The sequence below is a fragment of the Sphingobium xenophagum genome (assembly GCF_002288285.1).
Taxonomy (GTDB): Bacteria; Pseudomonadota; Alphaproteobacteria; order Sphingomonadales; family Sphingomonadaceae; genus Sphingobium; species Sphingobium xenophagum.
The window spans coordinates 2,620,555-2,643,945 of sequence record NZ_CP022745.1 but is presented as its reverse complement, the minus strand read 5'-3'; the positions used below and the strand labels follow the sequence as shown (position 1 = coordinate 2,643,945).

Below are 23,391 nucleotides of genomic sequence, written 5' to 3'. Positions count from 1 at the left end.
CGCAGTGCTTGCCGCCCTGGGCTCCTGCCTACGCAGGAGCACATTGGGATAGAAATCATGGAAACCAAAGCCGGCGATCCCGCCGCCTTCGCCCATTTCGATCTGTATCGCGTTCCCTCGCCCGCCTTCGTGGTGGATGAGGCCGCGATCCGGCGCAACCTTGCCATCCTGGCCGATGTTCGCGACCGCGCAGGCATCAAGATATTGGGCGCGCTCAAGGCGTTTTCGATGTGGTCGCTCGGCAGCGTCATGGGCGAATATCTCGACGGCGTCTGCGCGTCCGGCCTCTATGAAGCGCGCCTTGGCCGCGAGGAATATCAGGGCGAGGTCGCGACCTATTGCGCCGCCTACAAGCCTGCCGATCTGGCCGAAATCCTCAAGATTTCCGACCATGTGATCTTCAACAGCCCCGGCCAGATTGCGCGCTTCAAGCCGCAGATCGACGCGGCCCGCGCCGCCGGACACAGTTTCGACATCGGGCTGCGCATCAATCCGCAAAACCCGGAAGGCGAAGTCGCAAAATACGACCCTTCGCAGCCGCACAGCCGCCTGGGCTTCCCCGTCAGCCAGTTGACGCCCGATCATCTGGCCGGGGTGGACGGCATCCATTTCCATAATCTGTGCGAACAGGATCTGGCGCCGCTGGAGCGCACCTGGGCGGCGGTCGAACCGCATATCCTGCCGCACATCGCCAGCCTCAAATGGCTCAATTTCGGCGGAGGCCACCATATCACGCGCGCCGATTATCAGCGCGACGATCTGGTCGCCTTCCTGCAACGGATCAAGGCGCAGACCGGCCTCACCCTCTATCTGGAACCGGGAGAGGCCATGGCGCTCGACGCGGGCATACTGGTGGGCGAAATCCTCGACGTCATCGATAATGGCATGGCCGTCGGCATCACCGACATTAGCGCCACCTGCCACATGCCCGACGTGATCGAGGCGCCTTATCGCCCCGCCATGCTGCACGAGCCATCGGACGGTCCCGTCACGCGCCTTGGCGGGCCATCCTGCCTGGCGGGTGACATTATCGGCGACTATCGAGTCCCCGGCGGTGCAGAGCCGGGCGCGCGGATCGCCTTCCTCGATCAGGCCCATTATTCCATGGTCAAGACCAATACGTTCAATGGCGTTCCCCTGCCTGCCATCTGGCTCTGGGATTCAACCACCGACAAACTCACGGAAATTCGCGCTTTTTCCTATTCGGATTTCAAGGCTCGCCTCTCCTGAGGCACGTTTCGTGGAGCCGCGTGCAACAAAATTTGCACATACGCTTTACAGGGGGACCCCCTACGCATATAGCGACCGTCCGCTGCCCCATGGGACTTCCACCGCAAGGCAGCTTTTTATGCCCACGAACGACACTGGAGGTCCCTTGAATTGCACAAGCATCCTAGCGCGCTGGGGGTAGCGACCACCCTCACACCGGCAGCACCGGTAACGCTGATTCGCCCGCAGGCTGCGGCCCGCGCCGCCCGATTCTTCGTCGAGAAGTTTCCGGGGCGCTCGCTCTATGCCGTAAAGGCCAATCCCTCGCCCGATTTGCTTCGGACGTTGTGGGACAATGGTATTTCGCACTTTGACGTCGCTTCCATCGCGGAAGTGCGCCTTGTCGCGGAAACGCTGCCGGACGCGAAGCTGTGCTTCATGCATCCGGTCAAGGCTGAAGAAGCCATCGCCGAAGCCTATGCCGTCCATGGCGTACGCACCTTCTCGCTCGACACGATCGACGAGCTGGAAAAGATCATGCGCGCGACCAATGGCGCGACCGATCTGGAATTGTGCGTCCGCCTGCGGGTGTCGTCGGAACATAGCGAATTGTCGCTGGCGTCGAAATTCGGCGCGGAACTCGGCGAAACCCGCGAATTGCTGATGGCCACCCGTCAGGCCGCCGACGCGCTTGGCATCTGCTTCCATGTCGGTAGCCAGGCGATGAGCCCGCAGGCCTATAGCGACGCGATCGAGCGCGTCCGCGCGGCGATCGTCGATGCGGCGGTCACGGTCGACATCATCGATGTCGGCGGCGGCTTCCCGTCGGTCTATCCGGGCATGGAGCCGGTTGCGCTGGAAAATTATTTCGACGCGATCCACCGTGGCTTTGAAAGCCTGCCGGTCAGCTATTCGTCGGAACTCTGGTGCGAGCCTGGCCGCGCGCTGTCGGCGGAATATAGCTCGATCATCGTGCGGGTGGAGCGCCGTCGCGGTACGGAGCTCTACATCAACGACGGTGCCTATGGCGCCTTGTTCGATGCCGCACATATTGGCTGGCGTTTCCCGGTCGCGCTGCTGCGTGACGAGGAAAGCGACGCGGCGATGACCGGCTTCTCCTTCTATGGTCCGACCTGCGACGATATGGACCATATGGTCGGCCCGTTCATGCTGCCTGACGATGTCGCTGCTGGCGATTACATCGAAATCGGCATGCTGGGTGCCTATGGCTGCGCCATGCGTACAGGTTTCAACGGCTTCACGGCGGAAACCGTGGTCGAAGTAGCGGACGAGCCGATGGCTAGCCTCTACGCCGAACCGGTCCCTGCCCGCCGTCGCGCGACTGTCATCAAGCTGGGCTAAAAGGCTCAAGCTCCCCTTTGGAGAGGGTGCCTGTCCCTCGCTGCTTCCCCCGCAGCGAGGGACAGTTTTTATCGGCGGAATATTCCCACCATCTCGACATGGGTGGACCAGCGGAACTGGCCGACCGGGCGGACCTGATCCAGCCGGTATCCGCCGCCCACCAGATGCACGGCATCGCGCGCAAAGCTTGCCGGATTGCAGGACACATAGGCGATTACCGGCACACTGGACGCGGCCAGTTGCATGACCTGCTCCCGCGCGCCCGCGCGTGGCGGGTCGATGACCACGGCGGCAAAGCGGTTCAGTTCTTCTGGCGTCAATGGCCGGCGGAACAGGTCGCGATGGTCCGCCACCATCCGCCGCTGCGCCCTTTGCCCCGCCAGTTTCAGCGCCAGCACGACATCCCGCGCGCCTTCCGCCGCATAGACCGGGCGCGCAGCCCCCAGCGCCAGCGCGAAAGTGCCAAGACCACAAAACAGGTCCGCCACCGCGCCCGTGTCCGGCATGGCCTCACGCACCGCGCCCACCAGCGCCGCTTCGCCATCGGGCGTCGCTTGCAGGAAGGAAAACGGCGGAAACGCCACCGGCACGCCACCGAATGTCACCGTGGCCGCTTCGGGTTCCCAGCGGGTCTGCGGGCCATCGCCTTCATCGATCGTCAGGCGCGCCAGGCCCAGCGTCCGCGCAAAATCGCCCAGCCCCTCGTCCGCCGCCAGCCCTTCGACCTTCACCCCTTCCAGCAGCAGGTCGACGCCCTGGTCGATCAGCGACATGCGGACATGCGCCGCCCGCTTGTCGGGCAGGATCAGCCGCAACAGGCCGCGCAGCGGCGCCAGCAGCGCAAACAGGCGCGGGTCCAGCACCGCGCACATGCTCAGGTCGATGAGCTTATGGCTGCCGGATTCGGCAAAACCGATCGTCACCGTCTTGCCCGCCCGCACCGCGCGCAACGAGGCGCGTCGCCGCGTCATGGGTGGCGAAAGATGCGGCGGCAGCACCGTTTGCGCGACAATGCCCTGCCCCGCCAGCGCGCCGACCACACGCCCGGTCACAAAGTCCGCCAGGCTCGGCTCATCGACATGCTGCAATTCGCAGCCGCCACAGGTCGGGAAATGGACGCAGGGTGGTTCCACACGATGCGGCCCGGCGATGGTCGTGCCATCGGTCAGCAGCCGGTCGCCCGGTGCGGTCAGCGCAGCGTGGCGTCCATCGGCGGTGATGCCATCGCCCTTGGCAGCGATGCGGATGATGATGTCTGGATCAGTGTCGGTCACAATCGCGCGGCGATAGCCGCTGGCAGCGCTGCAAGCAAATCATCGGCGATAAAAGCCGCGCCCACCCGTCGCGCAGCATCGCCATGCAGCCACACCGCCTCGCCCGCCGCGCGAAAAGCATCGCGCGTTACCGCCAGCCGCCCGGCGACCAGCCCCGCCAGAACGTCGCCCGTCCCGGCGGTGGACAGCCAGTGCGACGAACCCGACGCCACCGCAACGCGCCCGTCTGGCGCGGCGATCACGCTGTCCGCGCCCTTATATATCACGATCGCACCGCTCCGCTCCGCCGCCGCCCGCGCCCGGTCGATCTTGCTGCCCGGCAGATCGCCGAACAGCCGCGCGAATTCGCCCTCATGCGGGGTCAGGATCGCGCCATCGGGTATCTGGTCGACGTCGATCAGCGTCAGCGCGTCGGCGTCCAGCACCAGCGGATGGCCATGGGTCAACACCGCCTCGAGCCGCGCCCGCGCCGTGGCGTCGCGCCCCAGGCCCGGCCCGACCAGCACGGCCACAAGCCGCGCGTCATCCAGCCAATCATGGAGCGCATCGACAGTCTGCGCGTCCTGCGTGACGATGGCGTCGGCTCCGTGGCGCAGGCCATCGGCTGCCAGCCGCCGCACCATGCCCGCGCCGGATCGCGCGGCTGCCTGCGCCGCCAGAATGCTAGCGCCGGCCATCGTCCCGCCGACGACGGTCACCAGACCGCGCCGATATTTATGATCGTCCGGGCCAGGCGCTGCCAGGCGTGGCGGCATCAGCCGATGCACCAAGTCCGACGCCGGAATACCGATGTCGGCGCAGATCAGCCGTCGGACATGCCCCGCCGCCGGATAGATCAGGTGGGCGGGCTTCAATGCCCCCAGCGCGATACAGATGCTGAAATGCGGCACGGCGGAAAGTAGCGCGCCGCTGTCGCTATCCACGCCGCTGGGCAGGTCGATGGCATAGCTGTGGCTGGCCGACGCGCTCAGGTCGCACAGCCGCGCCGCCACGGCCGGATCAAGCCCGCGCGACAGCCCGGTGCCGAACAGCGCGTCGACCAGTTGCGTGGCCGGGGCAGCGGTCGCGAGTTGCTCGACCGGCCCATCCCATCCCGCCTGCGCCCGGCGGCTCGATGGCGTGCCGCTTTCCCCCAGCACGGCGACCCGTACCGCAACGCCCCGCGCGCGCAGCAGCCGGGCGATGACAAAGCCGTCGCCGCCATTATTGCCCGGCCCGCACAGGACCAGCGTGTCGCGCAATCCTCCCGCGCGCCAGATAATCGCCGCCGCCGCCGCGCCAGCTTCTTCCATCAGGCCATAATCATCGACGCCAGCACCGAACAAAGCCTGTTCCGCGCTGCGCATCTGCGCTGCGGTCAGGATCGGCGTTCCGGCGTTCACGGCGCCGATCCGGCGACCTTCACCGGCAGGCGATAGCGGTCGCCGCCGATACGGATTTCGACCAGTCCGGTATCGACGATCTGCAACCGCGCCATCTCCGCGCCGTCCGCCGCTTCCAGCCCACGACCGTCCGCCAATACGCGGAAGCGGCGGAAACCGCCATCAGGATGACGGATCGTCAATATCTCGCCTGTCCGTTCGATCTGGCAATCGCGCGCCCAGCCAGCGTCCGCGCCGATCGCACAATCGGCCTTGCCGTCATCGACCGGCGTAGCCGTCTCCTGCTGCGGCCCCGCCTCATTGCCCGGCTTGCCTGGCTCGCCGCCACAGGCCGTCAGCAACAGGCATCCGGCGATCAAAATCCTCATGTCAGTGCGCTCCTGCACGCCAGCACGACCGGGCCGATCAAATCGGCAAAGCGCCGCTGCCCCGCCGCGTCACGCACCATATCCTGCCGCATCTCGATCCCCAGATAGGGAATACCATTGGCCTCCGCATGGCGGTTCATCGTCGCGTTCAACTGCTTGCCAGAATAGGGCAACTGGTCCCCGACGATCAGCCCCGCCGCCTCCAGCATGGGGATTGCGATGCGCGCGGCGCGATCGTCCGCATTATATAATATGCCAATCTCCCAAGGGCGCTTCTGCCCCGGATCGCTGGCCAGATGGGGCGTGAAGCTGTGCAGCGACAGGATGAACGGCGCGGTCATCCTCTCCAGCTGCCGTTCGACCTGATGATGATAGGGATGGTGGAACCGCATCATCCGCTGGGCCAGATCGGCGTCGCGATTGCCGGGAATGGCATGGCCGTCGCTCATCACCGGCAACAGGCCCGGCGCGTCCGGTTCGCGATTGAGGTCGATCACCAGTCGCGACGCTCCGCCCAATATCGCGGTACAGCCCAGTTGCGCCACCAGCAGCGCGCTGACCTCCGCCACGCCGATGTCGATCGCGATATGATTGTCCAGCAACGCCGGATCGATGCCCAGGTCGATGTCATCGGGCACCCGCGCCGACGCATGATCGGCGATGATCAGAACGTCCAGCCCGCCGCCGTCAATCTGCGTGAATGCCTCGCTCATGCCGTTCTGATCCGCGTTTCCATGATCCACCAGTCGCGGTGCGCCGCCTGCACCGCCATGGCCGCGTCGGCCATCGCCGCATCGCTGTCGAACAGCGCAAAGCAGGTCGCGCCAGAGCCGGACATGCGCGCCAGCACCAGCCCGTCATGCCCCTCCAGCGCGCCGAGCAGTTGCGCAATCACAGGCGCAGCGGCGATCGCCGGCGCCTCCAGGTCATTGCGCCCCTGCGCCACCAATGTTTCCAGGCTCGTGGCATCCAGCGGTCCGCGATCCACCCGGTCCCAACCTTTGAAAACCTGCGCCGTCGATACACCGACCCCCGGATTGACGAGCAGCATCGCCATGCCGTCCAGCCCCTCAACAGGGTGCGGTCGCAGCCTTTCGCCGCGTCCTGTCACCATCTGCGTCACGCTGGCGACGCAGGCAGGGACGTCCGATCCCAGATCGAGCGCCAGCCCCGCCAGTTCCTCAGCTTCAATACGCACGTCCCACAATCGCGCCAGCAGACGCAGCGTCGCCGCAGCATCCGCCGAACCGCCGCCAATGCCCGACGCTACCGGCAAAATCTTGGTCAGGCGGATCGCCGCGCCGCGCTGATCCCCCAGATAGGCCTGCAACGCGCGCGCCGCCTTCATGACCAGATTGTCCGGCCCCGCCTCCAGCGCGCCGCCGAACGGCCCGTCGATGACCAGGTCGATCGCCCCGTCATCACTCGCCACCGCGCTCAGCCGGTCGCCATGCTCGGCAAAGACGAACAGGCTTTCCAGCGCATGATAGCCATCGTCCCGCCGCGCCCGCACGTGCAGCGCGACATTCACCTTGGCATAGGCGGTCTCGATCATCAGGCCCGCGTCCAGATCAGGGTGCGGCATATTCTGGCTTCAATCCCTGCTCTACCTTGGCCGCGATCCGCTCCGCGCCGTCTCCTTGCGCAAAGAGGGAGGCCGCCGACCAGGCATAGCGCGCCTCATACCGCCGTCCGGCACTCCACAGCGCATCGCCCAGATGCTCGTTGATCGTCGCATCCGCCGGCGCGCCCGCCGCCGCCCGCTCCAGCACCGGAACCGCGCCAGCAACATCGCCCGTCACATAGCGCGCCCAGCCGAGAGAATCGGCAATAGAGGCATCCTGCGGCTTCAGCGCGCTCGCTTTCTTGATAAGGTCCAGAGCCTCCGCGACATTCTGCCGCCGCTCGATCTGCGCATAGCCCAGATAATTGAGCACCACAGGTTCGTTGGGGGCCAGCGCCATGGCCCGCTCCAGCACCACCCGCGCTTCATCCCAGCGTTCGCCCTGTTCCAATGCGCTGCCCTCGAACAGCAACAGCGCCCAGGGCACTTGCCCGTCACCATAGTCTGCCTGCGCTGCCCGGAACGCCGCGGCGGCACCGTCAAAATCATGCATGTCGGCCAGCAACCGACCCAACCGCACCTGCCGTTCGCTGCCCGCGCCCGGTTCCGCAGCCAGCGATCGCGCCAGTGCCAGCGCCGCCTGCCTGTCGCCCGCCGCCGCCAGCGCATCGACCAGCTCTGCCTGGCCCAGCGCGCCATACCAGCCATCGACCGGGATCTTGCGCGCCTCCGCCACGCCGCCCTGCGCCAGCCCGCCCGCGCTTAGCAGACGCGCGGCGACCAACTGCACCTCCGTCCCGCCCGGATCGGCAAAGGTCGCGATCCGCGCAAGCCGGACGCTCAGCGCCATGCCGCTATTGTCCGACGCGATGTCGGAAGCCAGCCGCGACAGCAAGCGCGCATAGCCCTGGACCGGCGTGACCGCCGCCGCCTTCACTTTGCCGCGTGTCAGATCCGCCCGCGCGCGCGCAAACGTCGCCTCGCCCGCCGGGACCAGCATCAGCGCCTCCGCCTTCGCCCCGCGCGCCGCCAGTTGCGCCGCCAGCGTCAGGCGCAACGCCGCGCTTTCGCCGCCGCGTAGCGCGATCGCGCGCCGGATCGCGGGCACCGCTGCCGCTACATCGCCGCGATCCAGCGTCTGCAAGGCCAGATGTTCATCGATATAACGCTGCGCCAGCGCCGCAAAACGGTCCTGACCCGCGACGACCGGCGCGGCATAATGGCCCTCGCCCAGCGTGATCCAGCTGGTGATGATGGGGGCAAGGAAGGAGAAATTGCCTTCCTCCACCATCCGCGCCGTCAGCGCGCGCGCGCCTGCCCAATCCTTGCGCCCCAGCGCCTCGCCGATCAGCAGCAGCGTGCCGTCACGCGGCAGCGCGCCCTGCTCCTCCAGCAACGCGGCGGACCGAAGCGCCAGCGCCCGGTCGCCGCTCTCCAGCGCCTGGACATAGGACCGCCGCGCCACATCCACGCTGTCCGGGTCGAGCGTCAGGGCCATGCGGTAATTGTCCACCGCCAGCGCCATCGCCCCATCCCCGTCCGCCAGCCGCGCGCGCGCATAGGCGTGCAGCGCAGCTTGCGGATCAACCGAGGCTCCGGCGGGTGCAGCCACCGGAATCGTCAGCATCAGGAACGGGATCAGGCGCTTACATATTGGGATAGTTTGGTCCTCCACCACCTTCGGGGACGACCCAGTTGATATTCTGGGTCGGGTCTTTGATGTCGCACGTCTTGCAATGCACGCAATTCTGCGCGTTGATCTGGAACCGGGGATTGCCCTCTTCCTCGCCAACCACTTCATATACGCCTGCGGGACAATAACGCTGCGCCGGCTCGTCATAAAGGGGCAGATTGTAGCTGATGGGGATCGCTGGATCCTTCAGCTGCAAATGAACCGGCTGGTCCTCTTCATGATTGGTGTTGCTCAGGAACACCGAAGACAGGCGATCGAAGCTGATCACGCCGTCGGGCTTGGGATAATCGATCTTGGCGCAGGCATCCTTGGGCCAGATTTTCTCATTGTCCGGCTTATGCTTCATCGTGAAGGGCAGGCCGATCTTGAGCGTACGCATCCACATGTCGATGCCCGCCAGCATCGTGCCGATCGTGCCGCCAAATTTGCTCAGCAGCGGTTCGGCATTCTTGACCAGCTTCAGCTCGTCCGCGATCCAGCTGGAGCGCAGCACATCCTCATAGTCGGTCAGAACGTCGCTGCCGCGCTGGCTCTGCACCGCGGCAAAGGCAGCCTCGGCCGCCAGCATGCCCGATTTCATCGCTGTGTGCGTGCCCTTGATGCGCGGCACGTTCACAAAGCCCGCCGAACAGCCGATCAGCGCGCCGCCGGGGAATACGAGCTTGGGGACCGACTGCCAGCCGCCTTCGTTGATCGCCCGCGCGCCATAGGAAACGCGCCGTCCGCCTTCCAGATATTTGCGGATTTCCGGGTGCTGCTTCCAGCGCTGGAACTCCTCGAACGGGTAGAGGTGCGGGTTGCGGTAGCCCAGCCCGACCACGAAGCCCAGCGCCACCTGGCCATTGGCCTGATGATAGAGGAAGCCACCACCATAGGCGTCGGTCAGCGGCCAGCCCTGCGAATGGATCACCAGGCCCGGCTGATGCATGGCGGGATCAATATCCCACAATTCCTTCATGCCGATGCCATAGACCTGCGGCTCGCATTCCGCGTCCAGCGCGAATTGCCGCTTCAATATCTTGGTCAGGTGCCCGCGCGCGCCTTCGGCAAAGAAGGTATATTTCGCGTGCAGCTCCAGACCGGGCTGATAGTCGCCCTTATGATTGCCTTCCCGGTCAACACCCATGTCGCCTGTGGCCACGCCCTTTACGCTGCCATCCTCATGGTATAGGATCTCGGCCGCGGCAAAGCCGGGGAAAATCTCGACGCCCAGCCCCTCGGCCTGCTCCGCCAGCCAGCGGCACAGATTGCCCAACGACCCGGTATAGGTGCCCTTGTTGTGCATCCACCCCGGCGTCATGATGTGCGGCATCGCCATCTTGCCGGTCTTGGTCAGGAACCAGTGCTGATTGTCGGTGACCGGCGTTTCAGCAAGCGAACAGCCCATCTCGCGCCATTGCGGCAGCAATTCGTCCAGCGCCCTGGGGTCGATTACCGCGCCCGACAGGATATGGGCGCCGATTTCCGACCCCTTTTCCAGCACGCATACGCCCAGTTCCTGCCCCGCGTCATTGGCCAGTTGCTTCAGCCGGATCGCGGCTGACAGCCCCGCCGGTCCCCCACCGACGATGACCACATCATAGGGCATCGATTCCCGTTCGCTCATAAACCCTCCATTGAGCCACCGGCGGGCTGCACCCCGTCCATCCGGTCGCCTTATTACTCCAACACTTTACCATCCAAGGCGATGAAGAATCTTGACCCCCTCGTCAACCTCTGGCCCAAGATGTTCTTGATGCGGGGTTTATTGCAGGATGAAGCGGCGGCAGCTAACGCCTATATGGCGTGGTGGACGCTCGCGGGCGTGGATGGCGCAGTCGGCGAATCGCCGGTTAACTGGCTGCGTCCCGTCACCGCGCCCGATGCGAAGGGCGCGATTCGCGCGGTTCCTGCGTCTGCGCCTCCTGAACAGAAACCCCAAAACCTCGATTCGTTCCGTGATTGGCTGGCAAATGATCCGGCCCAGCCCGAACGACGCTGGCCCGGCGCGCCCATTTTGCCGACGGGGGGCGAAGCCGCCCCGCTGATGGTCGTGACTGATTTGCCCGATCCGGCGGACATGGCGGCGGGTCAGTTGCTGGCCGATCGCGCGGGCATGTTGTTCGACGCGATGCTGCGCGCCATCGGGCTGGACCGCTCCGCCATCCATCTCGCCTCGCTCTTCACCGCCCGTCCGCCCGGCGGCATGGTGGAGGCGGCCGATCTTGCCGCCGTGGCCGACCGGATGCGCGCCCATGTCGCCCTCGCCCGCCCCCGCCGCCTGCTGCTGCTGGGCGATCGGACGATCCGTGCGCTGCTTCCGACGGATGCCGCCGCGGCCCCGGATGGTTTACGCGACTTTAACCATGAAGGCGGCATTGTGCCTGCCATCGCCACATTTCATCCCCGCCTGCTGCTGACCCAGCCTGCGGCGAAAGCGCAATGTTGGCGCGCCCTGCAAAGCCTGATCGAGGAAGTTCACCCGTGATTCGTGCCGCGACCCAAATATCCAGCCTTGCCCTGATCGCGCTGGGCCTGGCTGCAACGCTGCCCGCCCGCGCCGAAACTGCCCCGATCTCGCCCGCGATCGCCGTCACGCCCGCCTCCCCGCTCCAGATTGGCGATGGCGCCAAAGCCAGCTACCGCGCCATCTTTACAGCGTTGCAGGCGCAGCAGTGGAACGAAGCCCGGACGCTGATCAACGCGCTCGATGCGCAGGACGCCGTCCGCCCGCTCGCCCTGTCCGAACTCTATCTGGCCAAGGGATCGCCACGGGTCGAACTGTTCGACCTGCTCGACCTCATCAACAAGGCGGCCTGGCTGCCCAAGGCTGAACAGCTTTCCCGCCTCGCCGAAAAGCGCGGCGCAACCATCCTGCCCACCCTGCCACAGGTGCAGAAAATGGTGTGGCTGGGTTCCGCGCCCCGCCGCGAATATGTGGTGTCGACCAAGACGGATGCACTGGCGGTCGCGCTTTCCGGCCAGATACAGTCCTTCATCAAGGTCGACGATCCGGCCGGGGCCGAAGCGCTGCTGACCACCGGCGAAGCGGGTCTGACGCCAGAAGGGCTGACGGAAGTGCGCCAGCGCGTCGCCTGGGCCTATTATATCGAAAATGACGATGCCAATGCCCGCCGCATGGCCGCCCGCGCGCTCGAAACCCGCACTGGGGGCGACTGGACGGTGCAGGCGCACTGGACCGCCGGCCTTGCCGCATGGCGTCAGAATGACTGCCGCGCCGCTGCCCCGGCCTTTGCCAATGTCGCCGCCTTCGCGACCAATGACGACATGCGCGCGGCTGGTGCCTATTGGGCATCGCGCGCCTATATGGTCTGCGGCGAAGCGGAAAAGGTCGCGAACTATCTGAAGCTCGCCGCCCGGTCGGATGAAACCTTCTACGGCCTGCTGGCGCGTGAATCATTGGGGATGCCGCTGGGCGCTCCGCCGGTCGCAACCCGCTTCGGTCAGGCCGAATGGCTGGCGCTGAAGGACAGCCCCAACGCCCGCGCGGCCATTGCGCTCGCCGCGATCGGCGATAGCGCCCGCGCCGACGAATTGCTGCGCTTTCAGGCAAAGATTGGCGGCACTGGCCAATATGATGCGCTGCTCCGCCTCGCCAACGCGCTCAATCTGCCCGCGACCCAATTGTGGCTCGCCCATAATGGCCCGGCGGGCAAGCAACCGGCCAGCTTTGCCCGTTTCCCCGCGCCCGACTGGCGCCCCGATGGCGGCTGGCGCGTCGATCCCTCGCTGATCTACGCGCACACATTGCAGGAATCGGGCTTCCGGTCCGACGTCGTCAGCAGCGCTGGCGCGCGCGGCCTCATGCAGGTGCGCCCCGGCACGGGCAGCGACATGGGCCTTTCTTCCGCCGCGCAACTGTTCGTCCCGTCGACCAACATGGAGTTTGGCCAGCGCTATCTGGAAGCATTGCGCGACATGAGCGCGACGGGCGGGCTGCTGCCCAAGGTCATGGCCGCCTATAATGCCGGGCCGCTGCCGGTGGAGCGCTGGAACTCGCAGGTCAATGACAAGGGCGATCCATTGCTGTTCATGGAATCGCTGCCCTATTATGAAACCCGCGCCTATGTGAACATCGTCATGCGCAACTATTGGATGTACCAGATCCAGGCCAAGGGTACCGCCGATTGCCTGACCGGGATGGCGCAGGGCATGTGGCCGACCTTCCCCAACGCCAAGGGCGTGAAACTTGTCCGCCTGAGCCATGCCGATGGCCGCACCCGTCCGGCCGCGTCGATGGGTGGCGGGTCCGACTGATGCCGATTGACGAAAGCCGGGACTTCATCCCCGTCCGCATTGCCGTGTTGACCATATCCGACACCCGCAGCGCGGCGGACGACCGCTCCGGCGACACGCTGGTCGAACGATTGGAAGGCGCGGGGCATGTCTTGGCCGCCCGCTATATCGAGCGGGACGACAAGTCCGCCATCGTCGCCAGACTTCACGCCTGGATCGATGATCCCGACATAGACGTCATCCTGACCACCGGCGGCACCGGCGTCACCGGGCGCGATGTCACGCCCGAAGCACTGGCCCAGGTGCAGGACAAGGAAATTCCGGGCTTTGGCGAACTGTTCCGCTGGCTCAGCTACCAGACGATCGGCACCTCCACGATCCAGTCCCGCGCCACCGCCTGCGTCGCGCGCGGCACCTATATTTTCGCGCTCCCCGGTTCGACCGGCGCGGTGCGCGATGCATGGGACGGCATATTGGTAACCCAACTGGACAGCCGCTTTCGCCCCTGCAACTTTGTCGAACTGATGCCCCGCCTGACCGAGCGCTGACCCGGACTTGCCATATGGTGTATGGGCTGGCTTTACGAACTTCCGATTGACATTTTGTTCCTTTTATGTTCTCGTTCGGTCATGGGAATGGAGAAAGGAAGAGGCGCAACATTCAACACGCAAAGTGCGCGTTTTTCCCTGCCCCAACGTGAAACCGATGGCGACTGGCTCGATGCGGTGGAGGATATAGACGGGCCCGTCACCCGAACCCGAACGCAGGTCACGGTCGAACATCCCCGCACGATCATCACCCGCAACAATTCGCCCGATATTGGCTTCGACCAGTCGATCAACGCCTATCGCGGCTGTGAGCATGGATGCATCTATTGCTTCGCGCGCCCGACCCACGCCTACCATGACCTGTCGCCGGGACTGGATTTTGAAACCCGGCTATTCGCCAAGCCGGACGCAGCAGACTTGCTCCGCGCCGAACTGTCGAAGAAAAATTACACCGTCATGCCCATCGCTTTGGGCACCAATACCGATCCCTATCAGCCGATCGAAAAGGATTGGCGGATCACCCGATCGATCCTGAAATTGCTGGCGGAATGCCGCCACCCCATATTCATCACGACCAAGTCCGACCGCATCCTGCGCGATATCGATCTGCTCGCCGCCATGGCGCGCGACAGGCTCGTGTCGGTCGCCATATCGGTGACGACGCTCGACCCAGTGATCGCCCGCACGCTCGAACCGCGCGCGCCCCATCCCCTGCGCCGGGTGGAGGCAATCCGGCAACTGGCGGATGCTGGCGTGCCGGTATACGCCAGCCTATCGCCGATCATCCCGGCTATCACCGATCATGAGATCGAGACGATCGTCGCCCGCGTCTCCGCAGCGGGCGCGCGCGAAGTCACCTATATTCCCGTTCGCCTGCCCCATGAAGTCGCGCCTTTGTTCCGCGCCTGGCTCGACGCCCATTATCCCGATCGCGCGGCGCGGGTCATGACGATCATTCGCGAATTGCGGGGCGGGCGGGACAATGACCCCAAGTTTGGCAGTCGGATGCGGGGGCAAGGCGTATGGGCCGACCTCATCCGCACCCGCTTCGTCAAGGCCCGCAAGCGCGCCGGGCTGGGGGCCGAACGTCTGACCCTGCGCACCGACCTGTTCCGCCCGCCCGAAGGCGCGCAGATGCGGCTGCTGTGATGCTCAGCCGACCAGCCGCATTCCCGCCCGCCGGTTGCGGGTCCGGTAGCCGTCCTGGGTCGGCTCCATCCGCTCGAAGCGGTGGATCGTCAGATTGGGGATCACCGACATGGCGTCGACCTGATCGGCACCCAGCAGAAAATCATCGCCCAGAAACAGGCGCACAGCCTGCCCGTTCCCGGCCGATGTTCGCAGGAACAATTCGCTCCGCCCACCCCGGCTCTGCGCCATCAGCGCCGCCAGAGCCTCGACCGCTACCGGATCGGTCGTATCCACCACCAGTTCCATGCGCGACGCGCTGGCGATCAGCTTGAATGGCTCGATCTTGCGCACCGTTACACGCGGCGTTTCCTCACCCGGCAAACGGTCCAGTTCGACATATAGCAGCGCGCAATCGCCATCGCGCGCCAGTTCCTCGATCGCCTTGCAGGCGTCCTCCTCGAAACAGCTGGCCTGAAACTGCCCACTACTGTCGGAGAAGGTCGCATTGGCATAACGCGCCCCACGCTTGGTCTCGCGCCAGCGTACATCCTCGACCATTGCCGCCATGACGCCAGTAGCGCGCGCTTCCCCCGCCAATGGCTCGGCGCAGATCGCGCCATAGCTTTTGGCACCGCGGGCATCGGCCAGATGGCGGAAACGATCGACAGGGTGGGCGGAAAAATAAAAGCCGAACGCCTCCTTCTCCTGCGCCATGCGATCAGCCACCGACCAGGCCTGATGCGGCGGGATGCGGACATCGGCATGGGGCGTTTCGACATCGCCGAACAACCCGCCCTGCCCGCTTTCGCGCGCCTGCGCCGCGCTCGACGCGACGCTCAATATCGTTTCCGCCGCCGCATGGACGCCGGCCCGGTCGGCATGGATCGCGTCAAACGCTCCCGCCGCCGCCAGGCTTTCCAACTGCCGCCGGTTGAGCAATCGCGGTTCGATCCGATCGGCAATATCGTCCAGGCTCTTGAACGGACCGCCAGCGTCGCGTTCCGCAACCAGCTGGTCCATCGCCTTCTCGCCCACACCCTTCAGGCCACCCAGCGCATAGCGCACGGCATAGCCCAGCCGCGGATCATCGCCCTCATGCGCGATCGGCTCGACCGAAAAGTCCGCCTGACTGCGGTTGATGTCAGGCGGCAGACAGGTCAGCCCCATGCGCCGCATATCGTCCACGAATATGGTCAGCTTGTCGGTCAGATGAATATCGAACGCCATCGACCCGGCATAAAATTCCGCCGGATAATGCGCCTTCAGCCACGCCGTCTGATAGGCGAGCAAGGCATAGGCGGCAGCGTGCGACTTGTTGAAGCCATAGCCCGCGAATTTGTCGATCAAATCGAACAGTTCGTTCGCCTTGGCCGGCTTGATGTCGCTGGCGGCGCAGCCCTCGACGAAGCGCGAACGCTGCGCGTCCATCTCCGCCTTCACCTTCTTGCCCATCGCGCGGCGCAGCAAGTCTGCGTCGCCCAGACTGTAACCGGCCAATATCTGCGCGGCCTGCATCACCTGTTCCTGATAGACGAAGATGCCATAGGTCTCTTCGAGGATCGGTTTCAGCAGGATATGGGGATATTCAATCTCCTCCTGCCCGTTCTTGCGGCGCCCGAACATGGGGATATTGTCCATCGGACCGGGCCGATAGAGCGACACGAGCGCGATGATGTCGCCGAAATTGGTAGGACGCACGGCGGCCAGCGTCTTGCGCATCCCTTCCGATTCCAGCTGGAACACGCCCACCGTGTCGCCCCGCTGGAGCAGATCATAAACGGCGCTGTCATCCCAGCTGAGCGTATCAAGCTCCACCGTAACGCCGCGTGCCGCCAGCAACTGCACCGCCTTTTGCAGCACCGACAGGGTCTTGAGGCCCAGAAAGTCGAACTTCACAAGGCCGGCCCCTTCGACATATTTCATGTCGAACTGGGTGACAGGCATGTCGGATCGGGGATCACGGTAGAGCGGCACCAACTGCTGCAACGGCCGGTCGCCGATCACCACGCCTGCGGCATGGGTGGAGCTATGGCGCGGAAAGCCCTCCAGCTTCATTGCATAGTCGATCAGCCGTTTGACCTGGCCATCATTGTCATATTCCGCGCGAAACTCCGCCACGCCGTTGAGCGAACGTTCCAGCGTCCAGGGGTCTGTCGGATGATTGGGCACCAGCTTGGCAAGCCGGTCGACCTGACCATAGCTCATCTGAAGAACGCGCCCGGTATCCTTGAGGACCGCGCGGGCCTTGAGCTTTCCGAAGGTGATGATCTGCGCGACATGATCGACGCCATATTTCTGTTGGACGTAGCGGATGACTTCACCGCGCCGCGTTTCGCAAAAATCAATGTCGAAGTCGGGCATCGACACACGTTCGGGGTTCAGGAAGCGTTCGAACAGCAGGCCAAGTTGCAGCGGATCAAGATCGGTGATCAGCAGCGCCCAGGCAACCACCGACCCTGCGCCCGAACCACGTCCCGGCCCCACCGGAATGTCATGATCCTTGGCCCATTTGATAAAGTCGGCAACGATCAGGAAATAGCCGGGGAAGCCCATCTGGATGATGATGTCGGTTTCGAACTTCAGCCGGTCGAGATAGGGCTGACGTGCGGCATCGTCGATGATGCCGAGCTTCGCAAGCCGGGCGTCAAGGCCAGCACTGGCCAGATCGCGCAGCATCCGCGCCTCGCCCTCGATATCACCGGCCAGGCTCGGCAGGATCGGCTTGCGCTTGGGCGCGGCGACGGCGCAGCGCTGGGCGATGACCAGCGTGTTGGCCAGCGCTTCAGGCAGATCGTCGAACAGGCGGCGCATTTCGGCGGCCGGTTTCATCCAGGCGTCAGGCGAACTGGTCCGCCGGTCGGGCATGTCGACATAGGCGCTGTCGGCGATGCAGAGCATGACGTCGTGCGCGGCATGGAAATGCGGTTCGGTAAAGCAGGTCGGGTTGGTTGCTACCAGCGGCAGGTTGCGGGCATAGGCGAGATCCAGCAGGTCAGGCTCCGCCTTTCCCTCTATGGGATCGAGCCGACGACAGATTTCGATATAGAGACGGTCGGGAAAGAGTGTTTCCAGCCGCTCTGCATAGGCAAGCGCGGCTTCGGGCTGATCCTCCGCAAACAGGCGGGCCAGCGCGCCTTCGCCGCCCGCGGTCAGCGCGATCAGGCCGTCGGTCCGCCCCTCCAGCACGTTCAGGTCGACATGCGGCACTTCCTCCAGCGGCCGGTCGAGATGCGCCATGGAGACCAGCGCGCACAGATTGTCATAGCCCGTCTCATCCTGCGCATAGAGCGCCAGCCAGTCATGGACCGGCGACGCATTGGCGGGACGCCCCGGCCGCAACACGCCCAGCATCGCGCCGATCAGCGGCTGGACGCCCTCGCTCTTGCATGCGTCGGAAAAGGCCATCGAGCCATAAAGGCCGTTGCGATCCGTGATGGCGGCGGCGGGGAAGCCGAGCGCCCGCGCCTGCTTGGCGATCTTCTTGGGATCGATCGCCCCTTCCAGCATGGTGTAGGAGGAGAATATGCGAAGCGGGACGAAAGCGGCGTGGGGCATAGGGCACTCTATCCAGAAGGCCAGCTTGGTGACCAGCCCTGCGGAAGAAAAGTCTGTGGGTAAGATTGGGCTGCCTTACTGCAAGACCCCTTCGTGCAGCCGGACAACGCGATCCATCCGGGCGGCAAGCCGTTCATTATGGGTCGCGACCAAGGCTGCCGATCCCTCCTCACGCACCAGCCGCAGAAATTCAGCCAGAACGATGTCGGCGGTCCGCTCATCCAGATTGCCGGTCGGTTCGTCCGCCAGCACCAGCGCAGGCCGGTTGGCGAGCGCACGGGCGACGGCAACGCGCTGTTGCTCGCCGCCTGACAATTGGCTGGGTCGGTGGTCCAGCCGATGGCCAAGACCCAGCGACGTCAGCAAGGATTCCGCACGGGTGCGCGCGGCCTCCATCTCGGTATCGCGGATGACCTGGGGCAGGATGACATTTTCGGTCGCGTTGAAATCGGGCAACAGATGGTGGAACTGGTAGACGAAGCCCAATGCGTCGCGGCGCAACCGGGTGCGGCCGTCATTATCGAGCTTCGCCGCTTCTTCGCCATCAATGCGGATCGACCCGTCAAAGCCGCCCTCCAGCAGGCCAACCGCCTGGAGCAGGGTGGATTTGCCGGAGCCCGATGGCCCCAGCAGCGCGACAATCTCGCCCGGTCCCACGGTCAGGTCGACACCGCGCAGGACATGGATCGTCTCGCCACCCTGGGTAAAGCTGCGGGTTAGCCCTACGACTTTCAAAATGTCATTCATAGCGGAGAACCTGCACAGGATCGGTATTGGCGGCCTTAAAGGCCGGATAGAGCGTCGCGAGGAAGCTGAACAGCAAGGCCATGATGCAGATCGTGGCGATCTCTACGGGATCGGCTTGCGAGGGCAATTCGGTCAGGAAGCGGATCGAGGGATCCCAGAGATTTTGCCCTGTCACGAACTGGATCGCGTTGACGACATTCTGGCGGAAGAAAAGGAAGGTAAAGCCAAGGATCAGCCCCGCCACCATGCCCAGCGTGCCGATGGTGACGCCCACCGTCATGAATATGCGCACCAACCCGGCCCGGCTCGCCCCCATCGTGCGCAAAATCGCGATGTCGCGCGTCTTGGCACGCACCAGCATGATCAGCGAGGACAAGATATTGAACACCGCGACCAGCACGATGATCGATAGCACGACGAACATCGCGACCCGCTCGACGGCCAGCGCCTCGAACAGCGATGCGTTCATCTGCCGCCAGTCGGTGATGACGGCGCGGCCTGCAACCTTACCTGCCAGCGGTTCCAATATCTGGCCGACCTTGTCGGGATTGACCGTTTCAACCTCGATCATGCCAACGACATCGCCCAGCAGGAGCAAGGTCTGCGCATCCTCCATCGGCATGACGATGAAGGCCTTGTCATAATCATAGATGCCGACCTCGAAAATGGCGGCGACCTGATAGGCGACCTGCCGCGGCACCGTGCCGAACGGGGTGGAGCGGCCCGCCGGGTTGATCACGGTCAGACTGTCGCCCAGCTGGATCCCCATGTTTTCGGCCAGGCGCGATCCGATCCCGATCTTGCCGCTATTGGGCGTCAGACTGTCCAGACTGCCAGCGATCACCTTGCCCTTCAGCGTCTTGTTGGCGCGGATGTCGGCCACGGTCATGCCCCGCACCAACACGGCTTCCGCCCGTCCGTTGAAGGTAGCCAGCAAGGGCTGTTCGATCATCGGCGTCGCGCTGGTGACGCCCGGTGTCGCCTTGGCTTCTGCCAGAACGGCTCGCCAGTCCGGCAGACGGCCGCCATAGCCTTGCACCACGGCATGGCCGTTGAGGCCGACAATCTTGTCGAACAGTTCGGCGCGAAAGCCGTTCATGACGCTCATGACGATGATGAGCGCAGCGACACCAAGCATGACGGCGACCAGGCTGATCCCGGCGACGAGGAAGATGAAGCCCTCCCCCTTCCCCGGCAACAGGTAGCGTTTGGCGATCATGCGTTCGTAACGGGATAGAATCATGTGGCGCGGTCGGCCTTTGCGAAGGAACAGGCTGATCGTCTAGGCATAGCATGGCACAACGGCAAGCATTGCCAGATTGTTGCATCACAGCCACAGGCATAGGCGCAAAATCACACGCAGCCGATTTTGCCCGTGACTCCGTCCCTCAGCAGTCATAGCAAGATAGCCGAAGCACAGGTAAAAGGCCGTGGTTCAGGGATACTGCATCCCGTTTCGAGCTTAGGGGGCTGAGAAGCGGTCGAGGCAGACCAAGGGGGAGACGAGCAATCGTCCATTAAGCGCCCGGATCGTGAAACCGCGATCCGGGCGCTTTTTTGTCTGCGCCAATTGTTGTTCCCTGACGATAGGACAAACTGTCCAACCCCGCACGCGCTGGCGCTCGAAATGCTGGCTGCCACATCCCCTTGAAAGCCGAAAAGCCCGAACCATATCAAGCGCGTCTGGCCGCCGCATGGGGCCAGACATGGTATTGCCGAACGCCGGTTTCGGGTTCGGCAGGTTCATTTTGCTCTTTGGGAGATTATGACGATGCGTAACTTTGACCTGACCCCCTATCGCCGCTCGACCGTTGGGTTCGACCGCCTGTTCGACCTGATCGAAAATAATGCGCGTTTGAGCCAGGGCGACAATTATCCGCCCTTCAACATCGAACGGCTATCGGAAGATCGCTATCGCGTGACGCTGGCCGTTGCAGGCTTCCGTCCTGAAGAGATCGACATCACCGCGCAGCAGAATCTGCTTCAGGTTGTCGGTCGCAAGGATGAAGGCTCACCAGCCGACCGGTCCAAATTCCTGCATGTCGGCATCGCCAATCGCAGCTTCGAGCGGCGGTTCGAACTGGCCGATTTCGTGCGCGTGGAAAAGGCGGACCTGGCCGATGGCCTGCTGGTGATCGACCTGTTGCGCGAAGTACCCGAAGCGATGAAGCCCAAGAAGATTGCCATCAATGGCGGTCAGCTTGTGGAAATCACCGCGAAGGATCGCGACGCGGCCTGATAGGCACGTCGGGGCGCAGCCTGATTGGGGCTGCGCCCTTTTTATATCTCGACCTGACTGCCCAGTTCGACCACCCGATTGGTCGGAAGACGGAAGAATTCCATCGCGCTTTCCGCGTTGCGCAGCATCCAGGCGAAGATTTTTTCCCGCCACAGCGGCATGCCGGGCTTGGACGACGGCAGCAGCGTCTGTCGTGCCAGGAAGAAGCTGGTGTCCATCATCTTGAACGCCTGACCGCATCCCGCGACATTCTTGAGCGCGGCGGGGACATCGGGTTCCTGCATGAAGCCATATTGCAGCACCATGCGGAAGAAGCCCCGGCCCAGATCCTCAAGCTTGCAGCGGCCGTCATCCTCCACGACCGGTACGTCACGGATCTTCACCGTCAGCAGGATCACGCGTTCGTGCAGCACCTTGTTATGCTTCAGATTATGCAGCAGCGCATGGGGCACACCGTCGGGTGTCGACGTCATGAATACCGCGGTGCCGGGAACGCGGACCGCGCTGTTGGCGGCGGAGGCGACGAATACCGGGATCGGCATGGCCGCTTCACGCAAGCGATCCTGCACCAGCCGCCGACCGCGCGACCAGGTGGTCAGCAACGTGAAGATGATGAAGCCGATCAGCAGCGGGAACCAGCCGCCGTCCGGCACCTTGGTCAGGTTGGCGGCAAGATAGGCGCCATCGACGATGTAGAACACCGCAAGCACCGGCGCGGCATAATACCATTTCCATTGCCACAGGCGATAGAGCACCACTGTCAGCAGCACATTGTCTATGAACATCGCGCCTGTGACCGCGATGCCATAGGCCGCAGTCAGGTTGGACGATGTCTTGAAGGTCAGGACCAGCAGGATGACCATGACCATCAAGCCCCAATTGACGAGCGGGATGTAGATCTGGCCTGCGGTTGCGGCGCTGGTGTGGGCGATGCGCAGGCGGGGCATGAAGCCCAGCTGGATCGCCTGCTGCGTGACGGAGAACGCGCCCGAAATGACAGCCTGCGACGCGATGATCGCGGCCATGGTAGCCAGTACGATCAGCGGCAACTGTCCCCATTGCGGCGCGAGATTGTAGAAGGGGCTGTGCAGCGCGGCGGCGCCTTCGCGGAACAGCAGCGCGCCCTGCCCCATATAGTTGAGCATCAGGGCGGGCAGGACGAAGGCCAGCCAGGAGACGCGGATCGGGTTGCGACCGAAATGCCCCATATCGGCATAGAGCGCTTCGGCACCGGTCACCGCGAGAACGACCGATCCCAGTGCGAGGAAGGCGGGCAGAGGATCGGTGACGAAAAACATCACCGCCCAATAGGGGTTGAAGGCGAACAGGATGCCGGGCGTCTTGATGATGGAGAGGATGCCAAGGCTTCCGATCGACACGAAATAGAGCAGCATGATCGGGCCGAACAGCGCGGCGACCTTGTTGGTGCCAAGCCCCTGTATCCAGAACAGACCAAGCAGGATCAGGATGACGACCGGCAGGACGGCGGGCGCCAGTGCGGGGTTGTAAACCGCAAGCCCTTCCACCGCCGAAAGCACGGACACGGCCGGGGTGATCATCGAGTCGCCATAGAAGAGCGCTGTCGCAAATACGCCCAGCAGCACGATGCCGCGCGACCAGCGCTGCGTCTTGGTCTGGCCATTGATCAGCGCCAGCAGGGCCAGGCTGCCGCCTTCGCCCTTATTGTCCGCGCGCATGATGATGCTGACATATTTTAGCGTCACCACCAGCATCATCGACCAGAACATCAGGCTGATGACGCCCAATATATGGTCGGGGTCGAGATCGAGATGGTGATGCCCGGCAAAGGTTTCGCGGAAAGCGTAGAGCGGGCTGGTGCCGATGTCACCAAACACGATGCCGATCGCGCCGACGACGAGTTTGACCGTCGCTTTTTGCCGGGAATGGCCGTGGCCGCCGTCATGATCGTCCGCAGGGGACGATGGCGCGGTATTGGGAAGAAGATCAGCCACGAAGGAAAAGCCGAATTGTCATGCTCTGTTCGACACCTGTCCAAGGGCAATCAGGGAAATGCCGCCACCCCACAAACCGCCGCGCCCTATCACGGCTCCCAAGGCCGCGC

The 23,391-nt window shown here is 64.2% G+C and carries 18 protein-coding genes; 7 read left to right on the top strand and 11 right to left on the bottom strand.

Annotated elements, in window-relative coordinates; translation table 11 throughout:
• Positions 1-57: 57 nt before the first annotated feature.
• Together CJD35_RS12850 and CJD35_RS12845 are read left to right on the top strand one after the other, a co-directional pair.
• The gene (locus tag CJD35_RS12850; protein WP_017184460.1) at positions 58-1,230 is read left to right on the top strand and encodes a carboxynorspermidine decarboxylase; all 1,173 of its coding nucleotides are present in this window, start codon (positions 58-60) and stop codon (positions 1,228-1,230) included.
• Positions 1,231-1,380: 150 nt separating this feature from the next.
• Positions 1,381-2,571 (top strand): type III PLP-dependent enzyme, encoded by a 1,191-nt coding sequence (locus tag CJD35_RS12845; RefSeq protein WP_017184461.1) that lies wholly within the window; start codon positions 1,381-1,383, stop codon positions 2,569-2,571.
• Between the two features lie 68 nt (positions 2,572-2,639).
• Here the strand turns inward: CJD35_RS12845 and CJD35_RS12840 are convergent, their stop codons facing one another.
• From CJD35_RS12840 to CJD35_RS12810, 7 genes are read right to left on the bottom strand one after another with little or no spacing between them, the layout of a single operon-like run.
• On the bottom strand, positions 2,640-3,845 hold the full coding sequence (locus CJD35_RS12840) for a class I SAM-dependent RNA methyltransferase (protein WP_017184462.1): 1,206 nt from the start codon (positions 3,843-3,845) through the stop codon (positions 2,640-2,642).
• Positions 3,842-5,227 carry a bifunctional ADP-dependent NAD(P)H-hydrate dehydratase/NAD(P)H-hydrate epimerase gene (locus CJD35_RS12835; RefSeq protein WP_017184463.1) on the bottom strand — a complete coding sequence of 462 codons (1,386 nt, stop codon included), beginning with the start codon at positions 5,225-5,227 and terminating at the stop codon, positions 3,842-3,844. The genes CJD35_RS12840 and CJD35_RS12835 overlap by 4 nt, the downstream gene beginning before the upstream one ends.
• Positions 5,224-5,595 carry a hypothetical protein gene (locus CJD35_RS12830; protein ID WP_017184464.1) on the bottom strand — a complete coding sequence of 124 codons (372 nt, stop codon included), beginning with the start codon at positions 5,593-5,595 and terminating at the stop codon, positions 5,224-5,226. Before CJD35_RS12830 ends, CJD35_RS12835 begins: the two co-directional genes overlap by 4 nt.
• Positions 5,592-6,308, bottom strand: coding sequence for an N-formylglutamate amidohydrolase (locus CJD35_RS12825; protein ID WP_017184465.1), 717 nt, complete (start codon positions 6,306-6,308; stop codon positions 5,592-5,594). The genes CJD35_RS12830 and CJD35_RS12825 overlap by 4 nt, the downstream gene beginning before the upstream one ends.
• A complete protein-coding gene (locus tag CJD35_RS12820; RefSeq protein ID WP_017184466.1) occupies positions 6,305-7,180 on the bottom strand; it encodes a 4-(cytidine 5'-diphospho)-2-C-methyl-D-erythritol kinase in 876 nt (291 codons plus the stop codon). The genes CJD35_RS12825 and CJD35_RS12820 overlap by 4 nt, the downstream gene beginning before the upstream one ends.
• Positions 7,167-8,786 (bottom strand): tetratricopeptide repeat protein, encoded by a 1,620-nt coding sequence (locus CJD35_RS12815; RefSeq protein WP_017184467.1) that lies wholly within the window; start codon positions 8,784-8,786, stop codon positions 7,167-7,169. The genes CJD35_RS12820 and CJD35_RS12815 overlap by 14 nt, the downstream gene beginning before the upstream one ends.
• A 19-nt stretch (positions 8,787-8,805) precedes the next feature.
• The gene (locus CJD35_RS12810; RefSeq protein ID WP_017184468.1) at positions 8,806-10,458 is read right to left on the bottom strand and encodes an electron transfer flavoprotein-ubiquinone oxidoreductase; all 1,653 of its coding nucleotides are present in this window, start codon (positions 10,456-10,458) and stop codon (positions 8,806-8,808) included.
• Positions 10,459-10,587: 129 nt separating this feature from the next.
• Here CJD35_RS12810 and CJD35_RS12805 point away from each other — a divergent pair, with 129 nt between their 5' ends.
• The 4 genes from CJD35_RS12805 to CJD35_RS12790 all read left to right on the top strand — a co-directional run bounded on the left by CJD35_RS12805 (position 10,588) and on the right by CJD35_RS12790 (position 14,785).
• Positions 10,588-11,319, top strand: a complete 732-nt coding sequence (locus tag CJD35_RS12805) for a uracil-DNA glycosylase family protein (protein WP_026002638.1) — start codon at positions 10,588-10,590, stop codon at positions 11,317-11,319.
• The gene (locus CJD35_RS12800) at positions 11,316-13,109 is read left to right on the top strand and encodes a lytic transglycosylase domain-containing protein (protein ID WP_017184470.1); all 1,794 of its coding nucleotides are present in this window, start codon (positions 11,316-11,318) and stop codon (positions 13,107-13,109) included. Before CJD35_RS12805 ends, CJD35_RS12800 begins: the two co-directional genes overlap by 4 nt.
• Positions 13,109-13,636 carry a molybdenum cofactor biosynthesis protein B gene (moaB, locus tag CJD35_RS12795; RefSeq protein ID WP_017184471.1) on the top strand — a complete coding sequence of 176 codons (528 nt, stop codon included), beginning with the start codon at positions 13,109-13,111 and terminating at the stop codon, positions 13,634-13,636. Before CJD35_RS12800 ends, moaB begins: the two co-directional genes overlap by 1 nt.
• Positions 13,637-13,723: 87 nt before the next feature.
• Complete coding sequence (locus tag CJD35_RS12790) at positions 13,724-14,785, top strand: PA0069 family radical SAM protein (protein WP_017184472.1); 1,062 nt, start codon at positions 13,724-13,726, stop codon at positions 14,783-14,785.
• Between the two features lie 3 nt (positions 14,786-14,788).
• Here the strand turns inward: CJD35_RS12790 and dnaE are convergent, their stop codons facing one another.
• The 3 genes from dnaE to CJD35_RS12775 form a co-directional block, all read right to left on the bottom strand.
• A complete protein-coding gene (gene dnaE / locus CJD35_RS12785) occupies positions 14,789-18,322 on the bottom strand; it encodes a DNA polymerase III subunit alpha (protein WP_017184473.1) in 3,534 nt (1,177 codons plus the stop codon).
• A gap of 75 nt (positions 18,323-18,397) precedes the next feature.
• Positions 18,398-19,069, bottom strand: coding sequence for an ABC transporter ATP-binding protein (locus CJD35_RS12780; protein WP_017184474.1), 672 nt, complete (start codon positions 19,067-19,069; stop codon positions 18,398-18,400).
• On the bottom strand, positions 19,062-20,312 hold the full coding sequence (locus CJD35_RS12775; RefSeq protein ID WP_017184475.1) for a lipoprotein-releasing ABC transporter permease subunit: 1,251 nt from the start codon (positions 20,310-20,312) through the stop codon (positions 19,062-19,064). Before CJD35_RS12775 ends, CJD35_RS12780 begins: the two co-directional genes overlap by 8 nt.
• Positions 20,313-20,834: 522 nt before the next feature.
• On the opposite strand from CJD35_RS12775, the gene CJD35_RS12770 reads away from it, so the two are divergent.
• On the top strand, positions 20,835-21,308 hold the full coding sequence (locus CJD35_RS12770) for an Hsp20 family protein (protein WP_019052074.1): 474 nt from the start codon (positions 20,835-20,837) through the stop codon (positions 21,306-21,308).
• 41 nt (positions 21,309-21,349) lie between these two features.
• Here the strand turns inward: CJD35_RS12770 and CJD35_RS12765 are convergent, their stop codons facing one another.
• Positions 21,350-23,281 carry a potassium transporter Kup gene (locus CJD35_RS12765; RefSeq protein ID WP_017184477.1) on the bottom strand — a complete coding sequence of 644 codons (1,932 nt, stop codon included), beginning with the start codon at positions 23,279-23,281 and terminating at the stop codon, positions 21,350-21,352.
• Between the last annotated feature and the right edge of the window lie 110 nt (positions 23,282-23,391).